Below are 20,670 nucleotides of genomic sequence, written 5' to 3'. Positions count from 1 at the left end.
TTGGGTTTTGTTTATTTAATCTATTCAGTAAAGGTCGTCAGATGAACCATTTTGAGCTGTTTGGTTTACCCGTTAATTTTGAACTAGATAATGCCAGTTTAGCTATAACATATCGAGAATTACAGCGCTCACTACATCCGGATAATTTTGCCAATAACAGTGAGCGCGAGCGTTTATTAGCGGTGCAAAAATCATCACAAGTTAATGATGCTTATTCAATTCTTAAGTCGCCAATTCAACGTGCTGAATATATCCTTGCCGTTTGTCATGAAGATATCCGTGGTGAGCAACAAACATTGCAAGACCCAATGTTTCTTATGCAGCAGATGGAACAACACGAGCGTCTTGAAGAAATTCCGCATTCAGCTGATCCTGAGCAAGAAATTGCAGACTTTGATGATGAATTAACATTATCGATTAAAGCGTACCTGCAAGAATTTAATAAATTAATCAGCGCTGAGCATTATAACGACGCGGCAAATGTAGTGCGTAAATTAAAGTTTGTCTGCAAACTGCAAACACAATTAAGTACACTTGAAGATAGTTTACTTGATTATTAATCAAATAATTTAAATTTAAGAACCTAAAACATGGCATTACTTCAAATTGCTGAACCGGGACAAACGGCAGCACCTCATGAGCATAAACTTGCTGTTGGTATCGATCTAGGTACAACGAATTCATTAGTGGCAAGCGTCCGTAGTGGCAGTGCTGAAACGTTAGTTGATAAGACTGGTCGAGATATTTTACCGTCAGTGGTTCATTATACTACAGATTCAGTTGTGGTTGGTGACGACGCAGCACAACAAGCGATAACCGATCCAGAAAATACCATTTCTTCGGTAAAGCGTTTGATGGGTAAAGCATTCACTGATATTAATACTACGCGTATTCCTAATGTACTTGTTGAGTCGGCATCGGGCCAACCGTTAATTAAGACGGTGGCTGGTGAACTTAATCCAGTACAAGTATCTGCAGAAATTCTAAAAGCATTAGCAGCACGTGCCACTGAGACACTTGCAGGTGAGCTTAACGGTGTGGTGATCACGGTACCCGCCTATTTTGATGATGCACAACGTCAAGGCACGAAAGACGCTGCAAATATTGCAGGGTTAAATGTTTTACGATTATTAAACGAACCAACGGCTGCCGCGATCGCGTATGGTTTAGATGCTGGCCAAGAAGGTATTATTGCGGTTTATGATCTGGGTGGCGGTACGTTTGATATATCTATTTTACGTTTAAATAAAGGCGTGTTCGAAGTGCTTGCAACAGGCGGTGATTCTGCACTGGGTGGTGATGATTTCGATCATTTAGTTGCGGACTGGATCAGTGCTGAAGCTGGACTTGTGAGTGAGCAGTCGTTAGCGATGCAACGCCTACTACTAACGGAAGCCAAACATGCGAAACAAGCACTAACAGATAACGATAGTGTTGAGATTAATATTGCATTAGAAGCAGTGAATTGGCAGGGCATATTAAGCCGAACAACATTTGAAGATCTTATTCAGCCATTGGTCAAACGTACTTTATTAGCATGTCGTCGTTCGTTAAAAGACGCTGATATCAGTAAAGACGATGTACTTGAAGTCGTTATGGTCGGCGGTTCCACACGTGTACCATTAGTACGTGAAAAAGTAGGTGAGTTCTTTGCACAAGAGCCACTGACAAGTATCAATCCAGATAAGGTTGTTGCAATTGGTGCTGCGATTCAGGCCGATGTATTAGTCGGTAACAAACCTGATTCAGACCTGTTATTACTAGACGTAACACCATTGTCACTGGGTCTTGAAACGATGGGGAACCTAGTTGAAAAAGTGATACCACGTAATACCACTATTCCAGTCGCACGCGCTCAAGAGTTTACCACGTTTAAAGATGGTCAAACTGCAATGACAATCCACGTGTTGCAAGGCGAGCGTGAATTGGTTGATGATTGCCGTTCATTAGCGCGTTTCTCGTTAACAGGTATTCCACCAATGGCGGCGGGTGCTGCGCATATTCGTGTTACCTTCCAAGTTGATGCGGATGGGTTGTTAAGTGTATCCGCGATGGAAAAATCATCGGGTGTATCTGCTTCTATTCAAGTTAAACCGTCGTATGGTTTAAGTGATAATGAAGTGGCTAACATGCTTAAAGATTCAATGACATATGCGAAAGAAGATGTAACTGCGCGCATGTTAGCTGAACAACAGCTAGAAGCAGACCGTGTAATGGAAAGCCTGATCGTAGCCTTACAACAAGACGGTAAAGCATTGTTGTCAAATGTAGAGCAAAGTGCCATTGAAACAGCGATTCAAACGCTTTATCAGATCCGTCAAGGTAATGACAGAGATGCGATTGAAAAAGAAATTGAAACAGTCGATAAATTAACACAAGATTTTGCTGCTCGTCGTATGGATGCATCAATCCGTAAAGCGTTGCAGGGTCAGTCGGTAGATAAGGTCTAAGAAATGCCAAAAGTTATATTTTTACCCCATGAAGAGTTATGCCCAGAAGGTCTATCTGTAGACGTTGAGAAAGGTGAAACGATCCTTGATGTTGCGCTTCGCAATAGAATCATCATTGAACATGCTTGTGAGAAATCATGTGCCTGTACTACTTGTCATGTGATTGTACGTGAAGGCTTTGATTCATTAGAAGAAAGTGATGAGCTTGAAGATGACATGTTAGATAAAGCATGGGGTTTAGAACCGGACTCTCGTTTAGGTTGCCAAGCGATCGTCGAAGATGAAGATTTGGTTGTTGAGATCCCTAAATACACGATCAACATGGTATCTGAAAGCCATTAACTGATTGTTAAGCTAAGGTGTCTTTATCCTACGCATAAATTGCGTAAGCAAACTAAACTGAAAGTAAGTGTGCAGTCTATTTGTTGCTGCACATATTTTTAGGGAGGTTTTTATGGCATTAGCGTGGTCGGATAGTACAGAGATTGCCATTACATTAGCTGAAAATTATCCAGAGCAAGATCCACAGCAAGTCAGGTTTACAGACTTGCGTCGGATGATATTAGGGTTGGACGATTTTACCGATGATCCTAATCATTGTGGTGAAAGAGTACTTGAAGCCGTGATGCTTGCTTGGATTGATGAATATTAACAATTTAATTGTTAATAGCTAATCGTCAATACAGAATAAGCCCATAATTAGCATATGCTGATTATGGGCTTTTTTTTAACTTTGAAGCGTTGATTTTTTTTACACTTTGTTATGTTTAAACTATTAATTGAATTTAATAGCCTGTATTTAAATACTTTTTTTTATGGCATGGCAAATGCTTTAGAGGGTATGTATTTATATAAGAGGAATTTAAATATGAAATTGATACAAAAATTAATTTTAACCTTCAGCCTAATTTTATCGGCTAACCAAGTAAGTGCGACTACAATTTCTGCAACCTTAAACTCTTGGGAAAATGGTTGGACTGAGGGGGTTTTATATACAGCACCCAGTAGCTATGGATACTCATCGGCTGGATTATTTAATTTTACCAATAATACGACACAATCAGATTTTTTAGCTTTTTGTCTTGAGGTCAATGAGCCAATCGATATCGGTGATACTGCAGACTATACTATTTACTCTGCCACAGACCCAGAACCTTTTGGAACAGGGGCTGAAGTGGCTGAATACATAGGCCGCCTTTATACAAACCAATATGCCAGTGTTTCTGATGCAAGCACAGCGGCAGCCTTCCAGATTGCACTTTGGGAAATCGTGCATGAAGACTACAATACATATGGCTTTGACTTACACACAGGTGACTTTCAGTTGGTACAAGCATTTCCGGGCGGTGCAAATATTGCAGCTGGTTATCTTAACTCTTTAGATTCGTGGACAAATAACGTTGTTGTTGATGTCTATCGTAACGCTGGAGCCCAAGATCTATTACAAGTATATCCAGAACCGCCCCCTATTCCTGTAAACGAACCAGCAAGCTTATCGTTATTTGGGTTTGGATTATTAGGGTTAGCATCAATGATTCGACGCAAAACTACTTATAAATCTAATGATTAGTCTCAGATTAGCCATCGCCATTAACCTATTTTTCTGAATTGATTATGTTAAGCGATGGTTTTTTGGTTTTAAGGAAATAAGCAATTAAGACACCAACGGATCTTTCAGGTAAAAAATCGAGTGTTTCCAGCGCTGTTACAGCTAGCCCCACAACTGCTATGTACAATCTTTATTCTTTCAAACTTGCTCCTCTATGCGTGGAACTACTCCCATAACAAGCTTGTTTTCATCTCAGTCAACTAATGTCTGAACAGTAGATCCTTCGCCGCATGAGATGGAACGCGTCCATATTAATAGCGAATTTATGCAAGTCAAAAACAAGGATAAGTATTAAAAAATTTAATTTAAAGTGTTGATTTTTTTTACACTTATCATGTTTAAACTACCTCTTTACATTTAACGTGTTGTATTTAAGGTGTTTTTTTTATGGCACGACAAATGCTTTAGAGAGTATGTATTTATATATAATAGGAATTGAAATATGAAATTGATACAAAAATTAATTTTAACCTTCAGCCTAATTTTATCGGCTAACCAAGTAAGTGCGACAACAATTTCTGCAACCTTAAACTCTTGGGAAAATGGTTGGAATGAGGGGGTTCTATATTCTGTTAACGGTGGTGTTGGAGCTGGTTTTTCATCGGCTGGGTTATTTAATTTTACCAATAATACGACGCAATCTGATTTTTTAGCTTTTTGTCTTGAGATCACCGAGCCAATTAACTTTGGTGATACAGCTGACTTTAGTATTCACCCAGCCACGGACCCCGAACCTTTTGGAACAGGACCTGAAGTGGCAGAATACATAGGCCGTCTCTATACAAACAAATATGCCAGTGTTTCTGATGCAGCCACAGCAGCAGCCTTCCAGATTGCACTTTGGGAGATCGTGCATGAAGATTACAATACAAATGGTTTTGATCTAGGTGCTGGTGACTTTATTTTATTTCAACTCGGCGGTGGTGGTGCAATCCTTGCCCAAGACTATCTTGACTCTTTAAATACGTGGACAAATGACGTTATTGTTGATGTCTATCATAACGATGGAGTACAAGACCTATTACAAGTATATCCAGAGCCACCCCCTATTAATGTAAGTGAACCAGCTGGTTTAACGCTATTTGGATTTGGATTATTAGGGTTAACATTAATGCTTCGACGCAAAGCTACTTATAAATCTAATGATTAATCTCTTATTTAGTTTAGGCTATCGCTAACATAACCAATTTTCTAATTAGTTATGCTAGCGATAGCTTTTTTAGTTTAAGGAAATAAGCAATTAAGCCACCAACGGATCTTTCAGGTAGAGAACCGGCTGTTACAGCTAGCCCCCGCAACTGCTACGTACAATCTTTATTCTTTCAAACTAGCTCCTCTATGGGCAAAATAATAAAACGATTTACAAATATTTATGATACATAACCAAACAAACCATAAAAGTATTGTTATAGTAATCGTATTATCATGTCTATATTAAGGGTATTTAATGAAGGATTTCATGAGCGTTGAGCTAACGCTTGCTCCCGCTGACAGTTTTTGGGGTAACAATGCATTAATTAGTTTTAATGCTGGTGTCGCCTCTATTCACCTTGGTGGAGATAGTGCAGATCTTGGAGCTGAGAGTGCATTACAAGTACAACGTGCGGCACGTAAACTATCCAATCAAGGGATAGGTAAAGTGACCTTAAAGGGCGAATTATGGGATACTGAATTACGTATTGCATTTGATCAAGGTTATTACACAGCAAAAGAAAATCAGCAAGCTTGTTTTGGTTTAGAGCAAGCGAGCAGTATTGAAAAGAAAGATTTCATTGCATTTCAACAAGCCAGTCATTGGGTGCGTAAAACCATTAATACCGATGCAGAAGAAATGTATCCGATTAAGTTAGCCCAAAGTGCTGCAGACTTATTATTACAATTGGCACCTGAATCGATTACGTACAAGATTATTGCGGGTGAAGAATTATTAACACACGGTTTCACCGGTATTCACACTGTTGGTCGTGGTAGTCAGCACCCGCCAGCAATGTTGCAATTAGATTTTAACCCAACTGGCAGTGGGGATGCGCCAATTTCGACAGCATTAGTCGGTAAGGGCATTACCTTTGACTCGGGGGGGTACAGCATTAAGCCTTCTGATGGTATGGCTGTAATGAAAAGTGACATGGGCGGTGCGGCAACATTGACGGGTGCATTGGCATTAGCAATCAGCCAAGGCTTAAATCAACGCGTGCAGCTATTCTTATGCTGTGCAGAAAACATGATTAGCAGTAATGCATTTAAACTTGGCGATATCATTACGTACAAAAATGATATTACTGTAGAAGTGCTTAATACAGATGCTGAAGGCCGATTAGTGCTAGCTGACGGTTTACTTGCAGCAGAAGAAAACTCACCGCAGCGTTTGATTGACGCTGCTACACTAACGGGTGCGGCTAAGATGGCGCTTGGTCGTGACTATAATGCAGTATTTGGCTTTGATCAGAACTTTGTTAATTCACTTTTGGCAAATGCGAAAGCAGAGAATGAATTTGCTTGGCAGCTACCATTAGAAAGATGGCATCAACAACAATTACCATCGAGCTTTGCTGATATGGCAAATATTCATGCTGGCGAAGGTCGTGCTGGAGCATCAACTGCGGCTGCATTCTTATCACGTTTTGTGCGTGAAGATGGGCAAGGTTGGTTACATTTAGATTTAGCTGGTTCGTATCAAAAAGCAGCTAATGATTTATGGGCGACAGGCGCTAAAGGGCATGGTATTCGTACTTTGGCTAAAACGCTATTAGACGCTTAGGCAATATAGGTTAGGTAATAGATCACTACAGTAACTTGTGGTGAATAAAAAAATCCCACTGCCATCAATGATCACAGTGGGATTTTTGTTGATAACGATGAATTGTTACCGGCTATGAAATAAAGACTAAGCTATCGCTTCTGTTTTTACTTTTTTATTTTTCGTTGGTTTCGCTGTGCCATTTGCACGTGCACGCCAGTCACCATTTAGTTGATTAACTAACGATTTATCTGCTGCAAGTACTTCAGGGTCAAAGTCATCAACGTTAATTGTACGTAAACGACCAACCTCTGCCTCTTTTAGTAGTTCCGCTTCATCTGCTGTGATCTGCTTTTTAGCCAGTGCTTCGTCAGCAAATTTGTCTAGATAAATAAATGGTAATTTAACGCCATTCTCTTTACAAACACGGATGAAGATAGGCTCTGCAATGATGATGTCTCTCAAGGCTTTTTCTTGAAGACCAATAGCATTACCTTCTTCTTCAGTTAGGTACATGTCTGTCGCTAGGCGACTACGGGTTTCAGAAGGAACTTGTAGCAAACCTGCCACAACATGGTCTAACGTATCTGTAGGACGTGATAGACGCGTACCTGCTGGTAATACCATTGCGCGTAGTGCGATACCAACAAAACGAACAGGGAAGTTACGTAGTAACTCATCAATCGCTTGTTCAGCTTTAAATAATGAATCTTGCAGTGCCCAATGTACTAGTGGTAAATCATCTTTTTGACGACCTTCATCTTCATAACGTTTTAGCGTTGCTGATGATAAGTACAGTTGACTTAAAATATCACCTAAACGTGCAGACACACGCTCTTTACGTTTCAGATCACCACCGAGTACACCCATCGCTACATCAGATAGGAAGGCTAAGTTGGCACTTAAGCGGTTCATCTGTTGGTAGTATTGTGCAGTTTCATCTTTAAATGGTGCAGCAGAACCTTTACCGTTAGTAATGCCCATTACAAATGAACGGAAGAAGTTAGACATTGCAAAGCCGATATGACCGAATAACGCGGCATCAAAGTCTTGTAGACCTTTCTTATGATCTTCAAGTGCGGCAGCATTCAGTTCTGGTAATACGAACGGATGACAACGGATTGCACCTTGACCATAAATGATCAGGTTACGTGTTAAAATGTTCGCACCTTCAACCGTAATTGCAACTGGCGCCGCTTGGTAACCACGACCTGCCATGTTGTTTGGACCAAGACAGATACCTTTGCCACCAGAGATGTCCATTGCATCGATTGCACATTTCTGAGCACGGTCTGTTAAATGCATTTTAATAATCGCAGTAATTACAGATGGTTTCTCACCTAAATCAATTGCACTTGTTGTTAGTGTTGATGCCGCGCCCATAAGGTAAGCATTACCACCAATACGTGCTAGTGGCTCTTCGATACCTTCCATTTTACCAATCGCAACTTTAAATTGACGACGGATAGCAGTGTAAGAACCCATGCCTAATGCTGCTAGCTTAACTGCACCAGCAGAACAAGAAGGAAGGGTAATACCACGACCAACAGACAGACATTCAACCAGCATACGCCAGCCTTGACCAGCCATTTCCGGACCACCAATAATGTAATCTAATGGTACGAATACTTCGTTACCTTTAGTTGGACCATTTTGGAACGGTAAGTTAAGTGGGAAATGACGACGACCAGTTTCAACACCTGGGATATCCGTAGGGATAAGCGCACAAGTAATACCGATATCTTCTTTATCACCAAGTAGACCATCTGGGTCGCGTAATTTAATCGCAAGACCAAGCACAGTGGCTACAGGTGCAAGCGTAATATAACGTTTGTTCCAAGTCAGTTTCATACCGAGAACTTCTTTACCCTCGAACTCGCCTTTACATACGATACCGAAATCAGGGATAGCGCCTGCATCAGAACCAGCTTCAGGGCTTGTCAGTGCGAAACATGGAATTTCATCACCAACCGCAAGGCGAGGAAGGTAGTAATCTTGTTGCTCTTTAGTACCATAGTGCTGTAATAATTCACCAGGCCCTAATGAGTTAGGTACACCAACTGTACTCGCCATTACTGCGCTTGAGCCAGTTAGTTTTTGTAGTACCATTGATTGTGCTAATGCAGAGAATTCTAGACCACCGTATTTTTTCTTGATGATCATGGCGAAGAAACCTTTAGTCTTAAGGAATTCCCATAATTCTGGAGGTAAGTCGGCACGATTATGCGTGATATCAAACTCATCAGCCATGCGACATGCTTCTTCAACTGGACCGTCAAGGAAAGCTCGCTCTTCAGCTGTTAACGCTGGCGCTGGCACATTGTGCAGTTTCTCCCAATTTGGTTTACCGCTGAATAGGTCTGCATCCCACCAAGTTGTACCGGCTTCTAATGCTTCAGTCTCTGTTTGAGACATTTCAGGCATGATTTTACGAAAACCTTTTAAAATAGGCGCTGTTAAATAGCCTTGACGAATACTGGTGATATTTAATGGTATCGCAATTACAGCTGTTATTATCCAAATAGCGAATGGCACATCACCGAAATATGAAATGGCTGCAAGTGCAACAAAAAACGCACCGGTAAAAGCAGCTAATGATGCTCTTTGGTAAGATAATGTACCAAATATTGCCACTAAGGCTAATAGTGAAATTGTGGTTGCCATGATTTTCTCCTTTCATTAAGCAACTAAATAGCAAAGTCAGAGGTCAGACCAGAACGCTGGTTTGAGTATTAGTTCTAGTTGATAACTATTAAATTAGCAAGTTTTTTACATGTATTTTACATACTATTTATAGAACCTGCCGCTAAACGCTTGTTTTTAACCAATTGGGTTTACAAGTGTGCACTGATAATAGCGTTATTGAATTGATAATTTAATTGCCTATTTGCTTTTATTTTAGGTCAATTCGGTCAATAAACAATGCCTCTTAATACTCATTATTGGGTATTAAGTGGATGTTAACTAAGCACTTTATCATGTGATTCACTTATTTTGGGTTATGCTTAACCTTTTATTTATGTGGGTGATACAGGTACATTATTTTGTGAAACAATAGTACTATTATACAAATATATTTTAGGCATAGAGGCGATAATAAATGACAAGTTATCAAGGCTTAATTCAGCAAGAATTAGTCGAAGCAGCACAAGTTTTAAATGACTTCTTAGCTGACCCGAAAAATGGTGAAAATATCGAAGCCGCAGCAGCTTTATTAGCTGATTCATTTAAAGCCGGAGGTAAAGTATTATCTTGTGGTAATGGCGGCTCACATTGCGATGCGATGCATTTTGCGGAAGAGCTATCAGGCCGCTATCGTGAAAATCGTCCTGCAATGCCAGGAATTGCTATTTCTGATGTGAGTCATATGTCTTGTGTGAGCAACGATTTTGGTTATGAATATGTTTTTTCACGCTATGTAGAAGGCATCGGCCAGAAAGGTGATGTGTTATTAGGGTTAAGTACCAGTGGTAACTCACAAAATGTAATAAATGCATTTGCGGCAGCGAAAGAAAAAGGTATGAAGACCATTGCATTAACAGGTAAAGATGGCGGTAAAATGGCGGGCATTGCTGATATCGAAATTCGCGTACCGCATTTCGGTTATGCTGACCGTATCCAAGAGATCCACATTAAAGTGATCCACTTGTTGATTCAGTTAGTCGAAAAAATGATGGGTTATGCAGATTAAGCTATAGTCTTTCGTTAAATTAATTTAACCCTATGTGGTTAATGTTAGTAAGCCATAAAAGTGAAGTTATCAGTATATGTGTGAATTATTAGGTATGAGCGCAAATGTGCCTACCGACATTTGTTTTAGTTTTTCTGGGCTGATGCAGCGTGGTGGTAAGACTGGACCACATTCTGATGGTTGGGGGATTACTTTTTATGAAGGTAAGGGTTGCCGTACTTTTCGTGACCCGAAACCAAGTTGCGAGTCAAAAGTCGCACAATTAGTCAAAGATTACCCGATTAAAAGCCAAGCGGTTATTTCGCATATTCGTCAAGCTAATCGTGGTGGTGTGGCATTAGAAAATACCCATCCTTTTACCCGTGAATTTTGGGGTAAAAACTGGACGTATGCACATAATGGCCAGCTCACTGATTATCAAGGTTTAGCGACTGGGTTTTATACACCAATTGGTGAGACTGACAGTGAACTCGCGTTCTGTTGGATTTTACAAGAAGTAAGTAAACAGTTTCCTATTAAGCCTAATGATATGAAACCCGTGTTTCGTTTTATTGCGAGCTTATGTGATCAGTTAAGAGCATTGGGTGTATTTAATCTGTTACTAACCGATGGCGATTTCGTATTTGCCTACTGTACTAATAACTTACATCATATTATTCGCGAAGCGCCGTTTGGTCATGCGCAGTTAATTGATGAAAACATTGAAATTAACTTTGCGAATGAAACCTCAGATTCTGATGTTGTCGCGATTATAGCGACGCAACCGCTGACGGATAATGAAGTTTGGCACAAAATGCAGCCGGGGGAATATTGCGTATTCTGTCGTGGTCATATTATGCTAACTAACTTTTGACATGTTGATTTAATTAACATGTCTGGAAGTTCCATAAAAAAAGCCTTTATGCAGTCATGCGATAAAGGCTTTTTATTATCTAGGATTAATGAATTAACTTAGTCTGCAGCGTAGCCACTTACTGCTAATTCTTTACCATCAAGTACGGCCTTATCGTCGATCATAGCTAAACGTTCAGCGCAGAACCATTGTACAACCATAGGGTAGATCATATGTTCTTGAGTATGCACTCGTGAACTTAAATCATCTACGCTATCATCTTCAAATACAGGTACTTTTGCTTGTAAGATAACTGGACCTGAGTCTAGCTCTGGCGTAACAAAGTGCACTGAAGCACCGTGTTCTTCATCGCCATTATCAATTGCACGTTGATGTGTATCTAAACCTGGATATTTAGGTAATAGAGATGGATGTATATTAAGCATCTTGCCAGCATAATGCTGTACAAAGTTATCACTCAGAATACGCATATAGCCTGCTAACACAATCAGGTCGGGTTGATATTGATCTATTTGTGTCATGAGTTCAGCATCAAATGCAGCACGGTCAGCAAAATCACCTTGAGCCAGTGATATTGCATCCACACCTGCAAGTTGTGCTCGCTCTAAGCCATAAGCAGTACTTTTGTTACTAAAAACAGCGGTTACTTTTCCGTTAATAGAACCTTGTTCGCACTGATCTAGAATGGTTTGTAAATTACTTCCATTACCAGAAACTAATACTACGATAGATGCTTGTTTAGACATTATTTTATCTCTACTTGTTCTTCATTTTCTGCAGCGTCTGCAATTTCACCGATTAGCCACGCATTTTCGCCGTGTTCAGTGAAAATTTCCAGTGCTTTTTCAACTTGTGCTTCTGGTAGAGCAATAACCATACCAACACCACAGTTAAACGTACGGTACATTTCTGTACGTTCAACGTTACCTTTCTCTTGTAACCAGTTGAAAATCTCAGGCCACTGCCAGCTATTTTCATCGATGATAGCTTTTGTTAATGCAGGTAGTACACGTGGGATATTTTCCCAGAAACCACCACCAGTGATGTGTGATAAAGCATGAACTTCACACTCTTTCAACACAGCTAGCACAGACTTAACATAGATGTTAGTTGGTGTTAGAAGCGTATCACCTAGCGTTGAATCACCAAATGCTTGACTTGGATCTTCTTTTGAAACTTCAAGGATCTTACGAACTAAAGAATAGCCGTTTGAGTGAGGGCCACTCGATCCTAAAGCGATAAGTTTATCACCCGCAGCAACTTTAGTACCATCGATGATATTTTCTTTGTCAACAATACCGACACAGAAGCCAGCAATGTCAAAATCTTTACCGTCGTACATACCAGGCATTTCAGCTGTTTCACCACCGGTCAACGCACAACCTGATAGTAGACAACCTTCACCAATACCGGTAACAACAGCTGTAGCTACATCTACATCTAGTTTACCTGTTGCGTAGTAATCTAAGAAGAATAGTGGCTCAGCACCTTGTACAATAAGGTCATTCACACACATAGCAACTAGATCGATACCAACAGTATCATATTTAGCTAAATCGATAGCGAGGCGTAGTTTAGTTCCTACACCGTCTGTTCCTGCGACCAACACTGGTTCTTTATAACCAGTAGGCAATTGGCAAAGTGCGCCGAAGCCACCTAGACCACCCATAACTTCAGGTCGTTTAGTCTTTTTTGCTACACCTTTAATGCGTTCTACTAATGCATTACCTGCGTCTATATCAACGCCTGCATCTTTATAACTTAGAGAAGTATTTTGGTTGCTCACTGGATCCCTCACAAACTAATCGTATCAATTGGATTAAAAAATCGCCGCCATGTTAACAACTTTAATCACAGAATAGAAACAAAATTATGCCTTGTTCGACCTGCAAATTGATTTTATTCTTAACTCTGGCTTTTCCTTGGAATAAGCTATCATTATAAGGCTATTATTGGTAATATTGCGCCTTTTTGTATCGCACTTACTTTGATTTTATTAGGAGAATCCATGAAAGTTGTTGAGGTTAAGCACCCGTTAGTTCGTCACAAATTGGGTTTAATGCGCGCTGCTGATATCAGCACTAAACGTTTTCGTGAACTAGCAACAGAAGTGGGTAGTCTACTTACTTATGAAGCAACGGCTGATTTAGAGCTAGAGAAGAAGACCATTGAAGGTTGGAATGGTGATGTTACTGTCGATCAAATCAAAGGGAAAAAGGTAACTGTTGTGCCAATTCTACGTGCTGGTTTAGGCATGATGGATGGTGTGTTAGAGCATATGCCGAGTGCACGTGTGAGCGTTGTTGGTATTTACCGCGATGAAGAAACATTAGAAGCAGTACCTTACTTTGAAAAAATTGTTCACAGTATTGAAGAGCGTTTAGCAATTGTAATTGACCCGATGTTAGCAACGGGTGGCTCTATGATCTCAACATTAGACCTATTAAAAGCAAAAGGTTGTAAGCGCATTAAAGTACTTATTCTTGTTGCTGCACCTGAAGGTCTAAAGGCGTTAGAGGAAGCACACCCAGATATCGAAGTTTACACTGCATCTATTGATGAGCGTTTAGACGAAAAAGGTTACATCGTTCCTGGTCTTGGTGACGCAGGCGATAAGATTTTTGGTACTAAATAAGACCAATAATAAGCGGCTTAAATATATTGCTTAATTGAGCTATACAGGCATTAGCGAATGATGTTGATGCCTGTATCTTTTTATTCAACTTGAGTTCCCACTAAATATCCGCCCCAGATAAATAATATATTCAATAGATATATTTTTTCAATATCGATATCAAAATATCGGTCACGCTCAGTTTCTTTACCATCCATACAACTAATTCCTTCATTTTAAAGACAACGCCTTGATACTTTAGTATGGTCAATGTTTCTCTATAAGGCTAATTAGCCTGAGGCCATGGAATATGTTTGGACATAGTGGCTGGTTTGGTTATTATTTGAGGTAAATTAATAGCGTTGGCTATGGTATTATTCAAATAATCAATTTGAGTCATCACGTTACTCTTAAAAAGGATCGTATGAAGCGTTTATTTCCTATTTTATTATCATTGTTATCTCTTTTACCTTTGACTGCGTATGCGGTTGAGGTGGAGCATCTTTATTCGGCATCTGTTATGGCTGTGAATGATCAGTCTAACCGTACGTTACAAAAAGTTGCTTTTTCAGAAGTATTGGTCAAGGTTTCTGGTAATGCGGCAATTGCGACTAATCCTGTGATCAAAAAAGCATTAATCAATGCGCGTGAATATTTAGTTAAACAAGCTGAAGAGCGTGTTGATGGCGAGCGCTATTTACAAGCAAGCTTTAATGAGCAAAAGATAAACCGCCTATTACGCAGTAGTGAATTTGGTGTATGGAGTCAGAATCGCCCTCAGCAAGTAATATGGCTAGTGGTTGATGAAGACTTTAGTCGCAGCGTAAAAGGTGAAAGTGACAGTGATTATGCTGACTTTATTAATGCGATTAAAGTACAAGCAAATAAACGTGCGATCCCGGTATTATTCCCTGTCATGGATCTTGATGATCAACTACAAGTAAGCAGTAGTGATTTATGGGGGCAATTTACAGATCCGGTTGAACTCGCTTCTGCACGTTATGGTGCTGACAATTACATAATTGCGAAGATTATTAAGCAAGATGATGATTACCAACTAAATTGGAGTATGTATGGTCGTAACAATAGTAATCAACCGTATGAGATTTGGCTAAATGGACAAGGTCAAGGTGAGCTTGCTGCCATCGGTACAAAACTCACTGATAGTCTTGCTGATCATCTCGGTGAACGTTATAGCGTGAAAGCATCGGGTAAAGATGAAGTGGTGTTCTTAAATGTAGGTGCTGTTACTGACATCACTGATTATGCTAAATTGATTGCAATGTTTTCTGAATTATCAGCCGTTGCACAAGTTGATCTTGGTTCCGTGACAGGATCGAATGTGCAATTAAAATTAGTATTATTGGGTACGCAGCAAGATCTATTGACCGAATTATCGTTAGATCAACGGATCCAAAGTACTGAAAATGCCTTTGGTGACATGAATTTTCAATGGAATGTGATAAATTAAGCAAATTTACATCGTGTTTTTTTACTAGTCGTTTTCTATCGGGCATTGAGGTGCTACAATGGCCTCACTAATCTTATGATTGTATGAAAGGGTGATATTGAACACTCCAGCACAACTTTCTTTATCTGTACAATTACCCGATGGTGAAACTTTCGCGAGTTTTTACCCCGGTGCTAATGTCCAACTACTGACAGCATTAAAAAATGCTGCTGTCGGCGACGGTGATCCATTTCTTTATTTATTTGGTAGCCGAAGTTCGGGTACCTCCCATTTACTTCACGCAACCTGTACCGAGTGTACGGACGCTGATCGTTCTGCCGCTTATTTACCGATGGCAATGTCTGCCATGATGTCACCATCTGTATTAGATGGTATGGAACATCTTGATATTGTTTGTATCGATAATATTGAATTGATCGCAGGTAACCGTGAATGGGAAGTCGCATTATTCAATTTTTATAATCGTTGGCGTGATAGTCATGATCAAGACAATCCAGGTTCACTTATTGTTACGGGTAATAGCGCGGCACGGCATTTAGGTATTCAATTACCGGATCTGCTTTCACGACTAGATTGGGGCGTTAGCTACCAACTGCAGTTATTGGATGATGACGGTAAGCTCGCTGCGTTACAGCTACGTGCTGAATTTAGAGGACTGAAGCTACCGGTTGATGTTGGCCGTTTTTTATTAAATCGTTCATCTCGAGATATGGAAACCCTTATTTCGATATTAGATCGATTAGATAATGCGTCAATTAGTGCCCAACGTCGTTTAACCATCCCTTTTGTGAAAGAAACCCTCTCTTTATAATTAACAAAGCCAAAACGACTTACAAAATATTGAAAAGTAAAAAGTAAAAAGGAAATAGGTTCGATGACACTATTTCCTTTTTTGTTATTTAAGTGAAACTGTTAGCTTACACAAAGTTAATCTTTGTTTTTTTCTTTGTATGCTTCTTCTCGTTCTTTTTCTTCAGCCATCACTACTTTTAGCTTATCAAGACCTAGGCCTAACTCTTTGCCCTGCATACGAGCATAAATACCGTTACCAAATAACATGCAGTTGGCTAAAATGAACTCTAATATAGCAAGATGACGCTCATCTGGATCGGTATACATGATGGTTAATGAATGCATGTAATAGATCATGACAACAAAGTTACTCCAAGCTGCCGTGTAAGGTTTTCCTTTGATCAACCCGTAGAAGGGGAATAATAATGGCAAGATCCAAATAAAGGCTTTGGCTAATGGATTTGACTCGTGTGATGCTTGGCGCTCTAGCCATTTTTGTTTTTCAGCTTCAACTTGCGGTAATAATTCTGGATTAACTTCTGCCATTGCTGTTAATTCAGCTAATGCTTGTGATTGGGTATGGTCTTGTAGTTTTTCTGGCGTTAGCCATAACTGCCATACGAACATGAGTATGATCAGGCCAAAGAAGCCAAAAAGTCCCAGAAACCGGTATTGAGTAATACGCTTTTGTATTTCTTGTGTTGTTTGCATTATTTGCTCGTAGTTAGAGAATGGCTAAAACATTTTCAGGTGGACGGCCAATCGTAGCTTTACCGTTTGCGAGTACAATTGGACGTTCGATTAATTTCGGTGTTGTGATCATTGCGGCAATGAGTTCGTCATTAGACAAGCTTTCATCATCTAAACCAAGTGCTTTATATTCAGCTTCTTTAATACGCATTAATTGACGAGGCGTTAATGCGAGTAAGGTTAAGATTTTTTGCAGCTGTGCTGCTGATGGTGGCGTTTCGAGGTATTTTACGATGCTTGGCGTGACACCTTGTTCTTCTAATAAAGCAAGAGTTTGGCGGCTTTTAGAGCAACGCGGATTATGATAAATAGTGACACTAGTCATGCTTGGCCTATTCCTTAAACAAGTCTTAAAACAAATGGGGATCCTTAAAGTCCCCATTTTGCCTTGTTTCCTGTCCCTTGGCTAGTTTTGCAATGCTTGCATTTCTTGCTTGTCTAACTCAATTTTCTCCATATGCGCATCAATTCGAGCAATATCTGCTGAGCTTGTTGCAAGTGTTCGCGCTGATTGCAGTTCATTAAGGGCTTTTGGATAGTTAGCTTTAAGTTGCGCCAGATTTGCACGTTGGACATACATCTTTATCTTATCATCTGTTTGACTCAGTAAATCAATATAAATGTTTAAGGCAATCATATCTGTTTCATTATCACGTAAGTAATTTCTAATGAGCTTTTTAGCTTCGCCATACTGTTTATCTTGTTGCAAGGCTACGGTTAAATTGATGGTGGTAACCGGGTTATTACGATATCTGTTATTGGCTTTTTTTAATCTAACAATAGCTTCGGCATTATGTTTTAAGGCTAAATCAATATCGGTAAGAGTATCGAGGTAAAACAGGTTGTTTGGCTGCGTTTTAGCTAATTCGACAACGATTTTTTTGGCTTCTACATTTTTATCTAATTGCAGTAACGCCAATGCTTGGCCATAGAGCGCTGCATCTTTTAGCTTGAAATTTTTAGTTTTAAGTTGATGTTGAAAAAATTGCAGTGCTTCTTTTGGTTTTAAGGTGCCATAGCGGACCTGAATACGGGCTTTGGCTAATTGATAGTCGAGACTTGGTGGATAATAACGATTTGGATATAGTGCTGCTCTATCACGTGCTTCGGCGATTCGGGTGGTTGGTAATGGGTGAGTGATCAGCATTTGTGGTGGTTTTGAGCTAAAACGGTATTGCGCAGATAATTTACCGAAGAAAGTCGACATTGCTGTAGGATCATAACCAGCATTGGCCAGCACTTGAATACCAATACGATCGGCTTCAAATTCATTGGCGCGGGTATAGTTAATGCTAGACTGAACATTAATAGCTACAGTGGTTTGTAACATCGCAATACCTGCAACCGGATTCGCAATACCCAATAATACTGCGCCAACTAACCCAGCAACAGTCAGTTGGCTATTACCTGCTTGCGCCTCTAAACTACGCGCAAGGTGGCGCTGAGTGATGTGAGAAATCTCATGGGCGATGACGGATGCAAATTCTGATTCACTTTCGGCGTATAAAAATAAGCCTGTGTGCACTTTTACATAGCCACCAAGAAATGCCGCCGCATTAATTTCATCATCTTTAATGAGGAAAAAATTAAATGGAAAACGAACTGAATCGGTTTGGTTAATGAGTTTTGCGCCCAGTTCGGCAATGTATTCTTGTAAAACAGGGTCGCTAACCATAGGGAAAGAACCACGCGCTATTTTAATGAAGGCTGCGCCATACTGTCGTTCTTGCTCGATCGATAAGGCCGTCACACCGGCTGTGCCAATTTCGGGCAGTTTGTTAGTTGCTTGCACTGTGCTTACTAGACCGAGCGTACTGACAAATAATGCTGTACTGGTCAAGCGTAATATTTTTTTTAGATACAAATGGGCGACCTATGCGGTAATAACTAAGTAAATTTAGTTAACATAGTAGAGCATAATATTAACCGATAACAGTGACAAATTGTTAGACGACCTATATTCGTTATAGTTCCGTGGGATGTTTAGCCAATTTTTGTTGATGGAAGATAAGATATTTACGCTTTTGTGGAAAAAATGGTGTTAATCCTGCTAAAATCGGTAAGTATTTATTTCAAATTTAAAATGAGAGTGAATTAAGATGGGCAGAGCGTTCCAAAACCGTAAATTATCGATGGCTAAAACAGCTGGCATGAAAACTAAGATCTACTCTAAATATGGTAAAGAGATCTATGTATCTGCAAAAACTGGTGGTGGCGACCCTGATAGCAACTTAAGTCTTCGCCGCATCATTGAAAAAGCGAAAAAAGATCAAGTTCCAACTCACGTAATCGAACGTGCTATTGAAAAAGCATCTGGCGCTGGCGGTGAAGATTATGAGCGCGCAAGTTATGAAGGTTTTGGCCCGGGTAACTGCATGGTTATTGTTGAGTGTCTAACTGACAACGGTAAGCGTACTTTCACTGAAGTTCGTCAAGCATTCGTTAAGAATGGTGCGAAATTAGGTGCGCAAGGTTCTGTATCACATATGTTTGATCATCAAGCTGTATTTGAATTCAAATTTGATGACGAAGATGCGGTATTAGAAACATTAATGGAAGCGGAAGTAGATGTAGCTGATGTTGAGAACGAAGACGGTACTATCACAGTTTATGTTCCACACACTGAATTTTACAAAACGAAAGTAGCATTATCAGAAGCGTTTGCTGGTATTGAATTTGATGCAGAAGACATTACATTCTTACCACAAGTTGAAACTGAAGTGACGGGTGATGACGTTGAAATGTTTGAACGTTTCCTTGCTGCATTAAACGACAGTGATGATGTACAAGATGTATATCACAATGCGATCATTGACTAATTATTAATATAGTTAATGAAATGCGGTTTTTTATACACATATAAACGCCGCATATAAAAAAGGCCGATTACCGCTTCTTTATTAGAATGGGTAATCGGCCTTTTTTGATCTGGTTAACTGTCAACGTATTTTAAGACGAGACAAACTAAGCAAATTACATTTTTTTACAGTATGCAGAAATGATCACCATTGCGGTACCGTTAGCGCGACCTTGAATGTGTAATGGATTATCTGTTAAACCAATATTACGCACAGCTGTACCACGTTTGATCACTAAGCTTGAGCCTTTAACAGGTAAATCTTTGATGATGTTTACGTTGTCGCCAGCTTTTAAAATAGTACCGTTTACGTCTCGTGCTGGTGAGTCTGTCATTGCCGCAATTAACACGCCTTTTTCAGCCCATGCTTTTACGTCTTCTTCTAGGTACATCATATCAAGTAGGTCACGTGACCAGTCTGCATCTAGGCGGTTTAACATACGGTATGCAAGTACTTGTACTGCTGGTACTTGGCTCCACATACTGTCGTTTAGGCAACGCCAGTGATTTTCATCAAGAGTATCTGAGTTGTTGATTTGCTCAAGGCAAGTACCACAAAGCATTACTGCACAGTCAGAGCTTTTTTCGGGTGATTCAGGTAGCTCATAAGCGGATAGGTTAGATTCTGATGTGCACATTTCACATTTAGAACCACTGCGTTGTAATAGCGTTGTTTCGATAGTCATTGAATTAATCCTCTAAATTTTGTAGGGCTATTATGCCATAGAGGAAGTATTTTGGGTATCTCACAATAGGTTCAATCTGATGTTATCGATTAACTTGGTCAATGTGTTTGGTTAAATTCACAATCAACAGCTTAGCGAGTTGAATTAATCGACTTAATCT

General features: G+C 39.9%; 21 protein-coding genes. 13 read left to right on the top strand and 8 right to left on the bottom strand.

Features of this window, described 5'->3' with window-relative positions; genetic code table 11:
• Nucleotides 1–41: 41 nt before the first annotated feature.
• The 7 genes from hscB to pepB all read left to right on the top strand — a co-directional run bounded on the left by hscB (nt 42) and on the right by pepB (nt 6,817).
• Nucleotides 42–560 (top strand): co-chaperone HscB, encoded by a 519-nt coding sequence (hscB, locus tag HWV03_RS18700; RefSeq protein ID WP_211677305.1) that lies wholly within the window; start codon nt 42–44, stop codon nt 558–560.
• Nucleotides 561–590: 30 nt separating this feature from the next.
• Nucleotides 591–2,450 carry a Fe-S protein assembly chaperone HscA gene (gene hscA / locus HWV03_RS18695; RefSeq protein ID WP_211677303.1) on the top strand — a complete coding sequence of 620 codons (1,860 nt, stop codon included), beginning with the start codon at nt 591–593 and terminating at the stop codon, nt 2,448–2,450.
• Between the two features lie 3 nt (nt 2,451–2,453).
• A complete protein-coding gene (gene fdx / locus HWV03_RS18690) occupies nt 2,454–2,792 on the top strand; it encodes an ISC system 2Fe-2S type ferredoxin (RefSeq protein ID WP_211677301.1) in 339 nt (112 codons plus the stop codon).
• A gap of 112 nt (nt 2,793–2,904) precedes the next feature.
• Nucleotides 2,905–3,102, top strand: coding sequence for a Fe-S cluster assembly protein IscX (gene iscX, locus HWV03_RS18685; protein WP_006031189.1), 198 nt, complete (start codon nt 2,905–2,907; stop codon nt 3,100–3,102).
• 216 nt (nt 3,103–3,318) lie between these two features.
• The gene (locus tag HWV03_RS18680) at nt 3,319–4,020 is read left to right on the top strand and encodes a PEP-CTERM sorting domain-containing protein (RefSeq protein WP_211677299.1); all 702 of its coding nucleotides are present in this window, start codon (nt 3,319–3,321) and stop codon (nt 4,018–4,020) included.
• 481 nt (nt 4,021–4,501) lie between these two features.
• The gene (locus HWV03_RS18675) at nt 4,502–5,209 is read left to right on the top strand and encodes a PEP-CTERM sorting domain-containing protein (protein WP_211677297.1); all 708 of its coding nucleotides are present in this window, start codon (nt 4,502–4,504) and stop codon (nt 5,207–5,209) included.
• A 297-nt stretch (nt 5,210–5,506) separates the two neighbouring features.
• Nucleotides 5,507–6,817 carry an aminopeptidase PepB gene (gene pepB / locus HWV03_RS18670; RefSeq protein ID WP_211677295.1) on the top strand — a complete coding sequence of 437 codons (1,311 nt, stop codon included), beginning with the start codon at nt 5,507–5,509 and terminating at the stop codon, nt 6,815–6,817.
• A 126-nt stretch (nt 6,818–6,943) separates the two neighbouring features.
• On the opposite strand, the gene fadE is transcribed toward pepB, so the two are convergent.
• Nucleotides 6,944–9,460 carry an acyl-CoA dehydrogenase FadE gene (gene fadE, locus HWV03_RS18665; RefSeq protein ID WP_211677293.1) on the bottom strand — a complete coding sequence of 839 codons (2,517 nt, stop codon included), beginning with the start codon at nt 9,458–9,460 and terminating at the stop codon, nt 6,944–6,946.
• 436 nt (nt 9,461–9,896) lie between these two features.
• On the opposite strand from fadE, the gene lpcA reads away from it, so the two are divergent.
• Together lpcA and HWV03_RS18655 are read left to right on the top strand one after the other, a co-directional pair.
• Complete coding sequence (gene lpcA, locus HWV03_RS18660) at nt 9,897–10,487, top strand: D-sedoheptulose 7-phosphate isomerase (protein ID WP_211677291.1); 591 nt, start codon at nt 9,897–9,899, stop codon at nt 10,485–10,487.
• A 76-nt stretch (nt 10,488–10,563) separates the two neighbouring features.
• Nucleotides 10,564–11,340, top strand: a complete 777-nt coding sequence (locus HWV03_RS18655; protein ID WP_211672940.1) for a class II glutamine amidotransferase — start codon at nt 10,564–10,566, stop codon at nt 11,338–11,340.
• Nucleotides 11,341–11,438: 98 nt separating this feature from the next.
• Here HWV03_RS18655 and purN read toward each other — a convergent pair whose 3' ends face one another.
• Both purN and purM read right to left on the bottom strand, forming a co-directional pair.
• Nucleotides 11,439–12,086: a phosphoribosylglycinamide formyltransferase gene (gene purN, locus HWV03_RS18650; protein ID WP_211677289.1), complete on the bottom strand. Its 648-nt coding sequence runs from the start codon at nt 12,084–12,086 to the stop codon at nt 11,439–11,441.
• Nucleotides 12,086–13,126, bottom strand: a complete 1,041-nt coding sequence (gene purM, locus HWV03_RS18645; protein ID WP_045109138.1) for a phosphoribosylformylglycinamidine cyclo-ligase — start codon at nt 13,124–13,126, stop codon at nt 12,086–12,088. The genes purN and purM overlap by 1 nt, the downstream gene beginning before the upstream one ends.
• A 222-nt stretch (nt 13,127–13,348) precedes the next feature.
• Here purM and upp point away from each other — a divergent pair, with 222 nt between their 5' ends.
• The gene (gene upp, locus HWV03_RS18640; protein ID WP_211677287.1) at nt 13,349–13,975 is read left to right on the top strand and encodes a uracil phosphoribosyltransferase; all 627 of its coding nucleotides are present in this window, start codon (nt 13,349–13,351) and stop codon (nt 13,973–13,975) included.
• Between the two features lie 80 nt (nt 13,976–14,055).
• Here the strand turns inward: upp and HWV03_RS18635 are convergent, their stop codons facing one another.
• Entirely contained in the window at nt 14,056–14,172 is a 117-nt protein-coding gene (locus HWV03_RS18635) for a uracil phosphoribosyltransferase (RefSeq protein WP_211677285.1), read from the bottom strand.
• Nucleotides 14,173–14,378: 206 nt separating this feature from the next.
• On the opposite strand from HWV03_RS18635, the gene HWV03_RS18630 reads away from it, so the two are divergent.
• Both HWV03_RS18630 and hda read left to right on the top strand, forming a co-directional pair.
• Nucleotides 14,379–15,425 carry a DUF2066 domain-containing protein gene (locus HWV03_RS18630; protein WP_211677283.1) on the top strand — a complete coding sequence of 349 codons (1,047 nt, stop codon included), beginning with the start codon at nt 14,379–14,381 and terminating at the stop codon, nt 15,423–15,425.
• Nucleotides 15,426–15,522: 97 nt separating this feature from the next.
• Nucleotides 15,523–16,236, top strand: a complete 714-nt coding sequence (hda, locus tag HWV03_RS18625; RefSeq protein ID WP_211672935.1) for a DnaA inactivator Hda — start codon at nt 15,523–15,525, stop codon at nt 16,234–16,236.
• Between the two features lie 116 nt (nt 16,237–16,352).
• On the opposite strand, the gene HWV03_RS18620 is transcribed toward hda, so the two are convergent.
• The 3 genes from HWV03_RS18620 to bepA all read right to left on the bottom strand — a co-directional run bounded on the left by HWV03_RS18620 (nt 16,353) and on the right by bepA (nt 18,831).
• Nucleotides 16,353–16,928 carry a DUF2069 domain-containing protein gene (locus HWV03_RS18620; protein ID WP_211677281.1) on the bottom strand — a complete coding sequence of 192 codons (576 nt, stop codon included), beginning with the start codon at nt 16,926–16,928 and terminating at the stop codon, nt 16,353–16,355.
• A gap of 13 nt (nt 16,929–16,941) precedes the next feature.
• On the bottom strand, nt 16,942–17,292 hold the full coding sequence (gene arsC, locus HWV03_RS18615; RefSeq protein ID WP_211677273.1) for an arsenate reductase (glutaredoxin): 351 nt from the start codon (nt 17,290–17,292) through the stop codon (nt 16,942–16,944).
• Nucleotides 17,293–17,373: 81 nt separating this feature from the next.
• Complete coding sequence (bepA, locus tag HWV03_RS18610; protein ID WP_211677271.1) at nt 17,374–18,831, bottom strand: beta-barrel assembly-enhancing protease; 1,458 nt, start codon at nt 18,829–18,831, stop codon at nt 17,374–17,376.
• A 235-nt stretch (nt 18,832–19,066) separates the two neighbouring features.
• On the opposite strand from bepA, the gene HWV03_RS18605 reads away from it, so the two are divergent.
• A complete protein-coding gene (locus tag HWV03_RS18605; protein WP_211677269.1) occupies nt 19,067–19,786 on the top strand; it encodes a YebC/PmpR family DNA-binding transcriptional regulator in 720 nt (239 codons plus the stop codon).
• A gap of 154 nt (nt 19,787–19,940) precedes the next feature.
• On the opposite strand, the gene HWV03_RS18600 is transcribed toward HWV03_RS18605, so the two are convergent.
• Nucleotides 19,941–20,510 (bottom strand): PhnA domain-containing protein, encoded by a 570-nt coding sequence (locus HWV03_RS18600; RefSeq protein ID WP_211672930.1) that lies wholly within the window; start codon nt 20,508–20,510, stop codon nt 19,941–19,943.
• Between the last annotated feature and the right edge of the window lie 160 nt (nt 20,511–20,670).

Source organism: Moritella sp. 36 (genome assembly GCF_018219415.1).
Lineage (GTDB): Bacteria > Pseudomonadota > Gammaproteobacteria > Enterobacterales > Moritellaceae > Moritella.
This window is presented reverse-complemented; position numbering and strand designations above follow the sequence as displayed.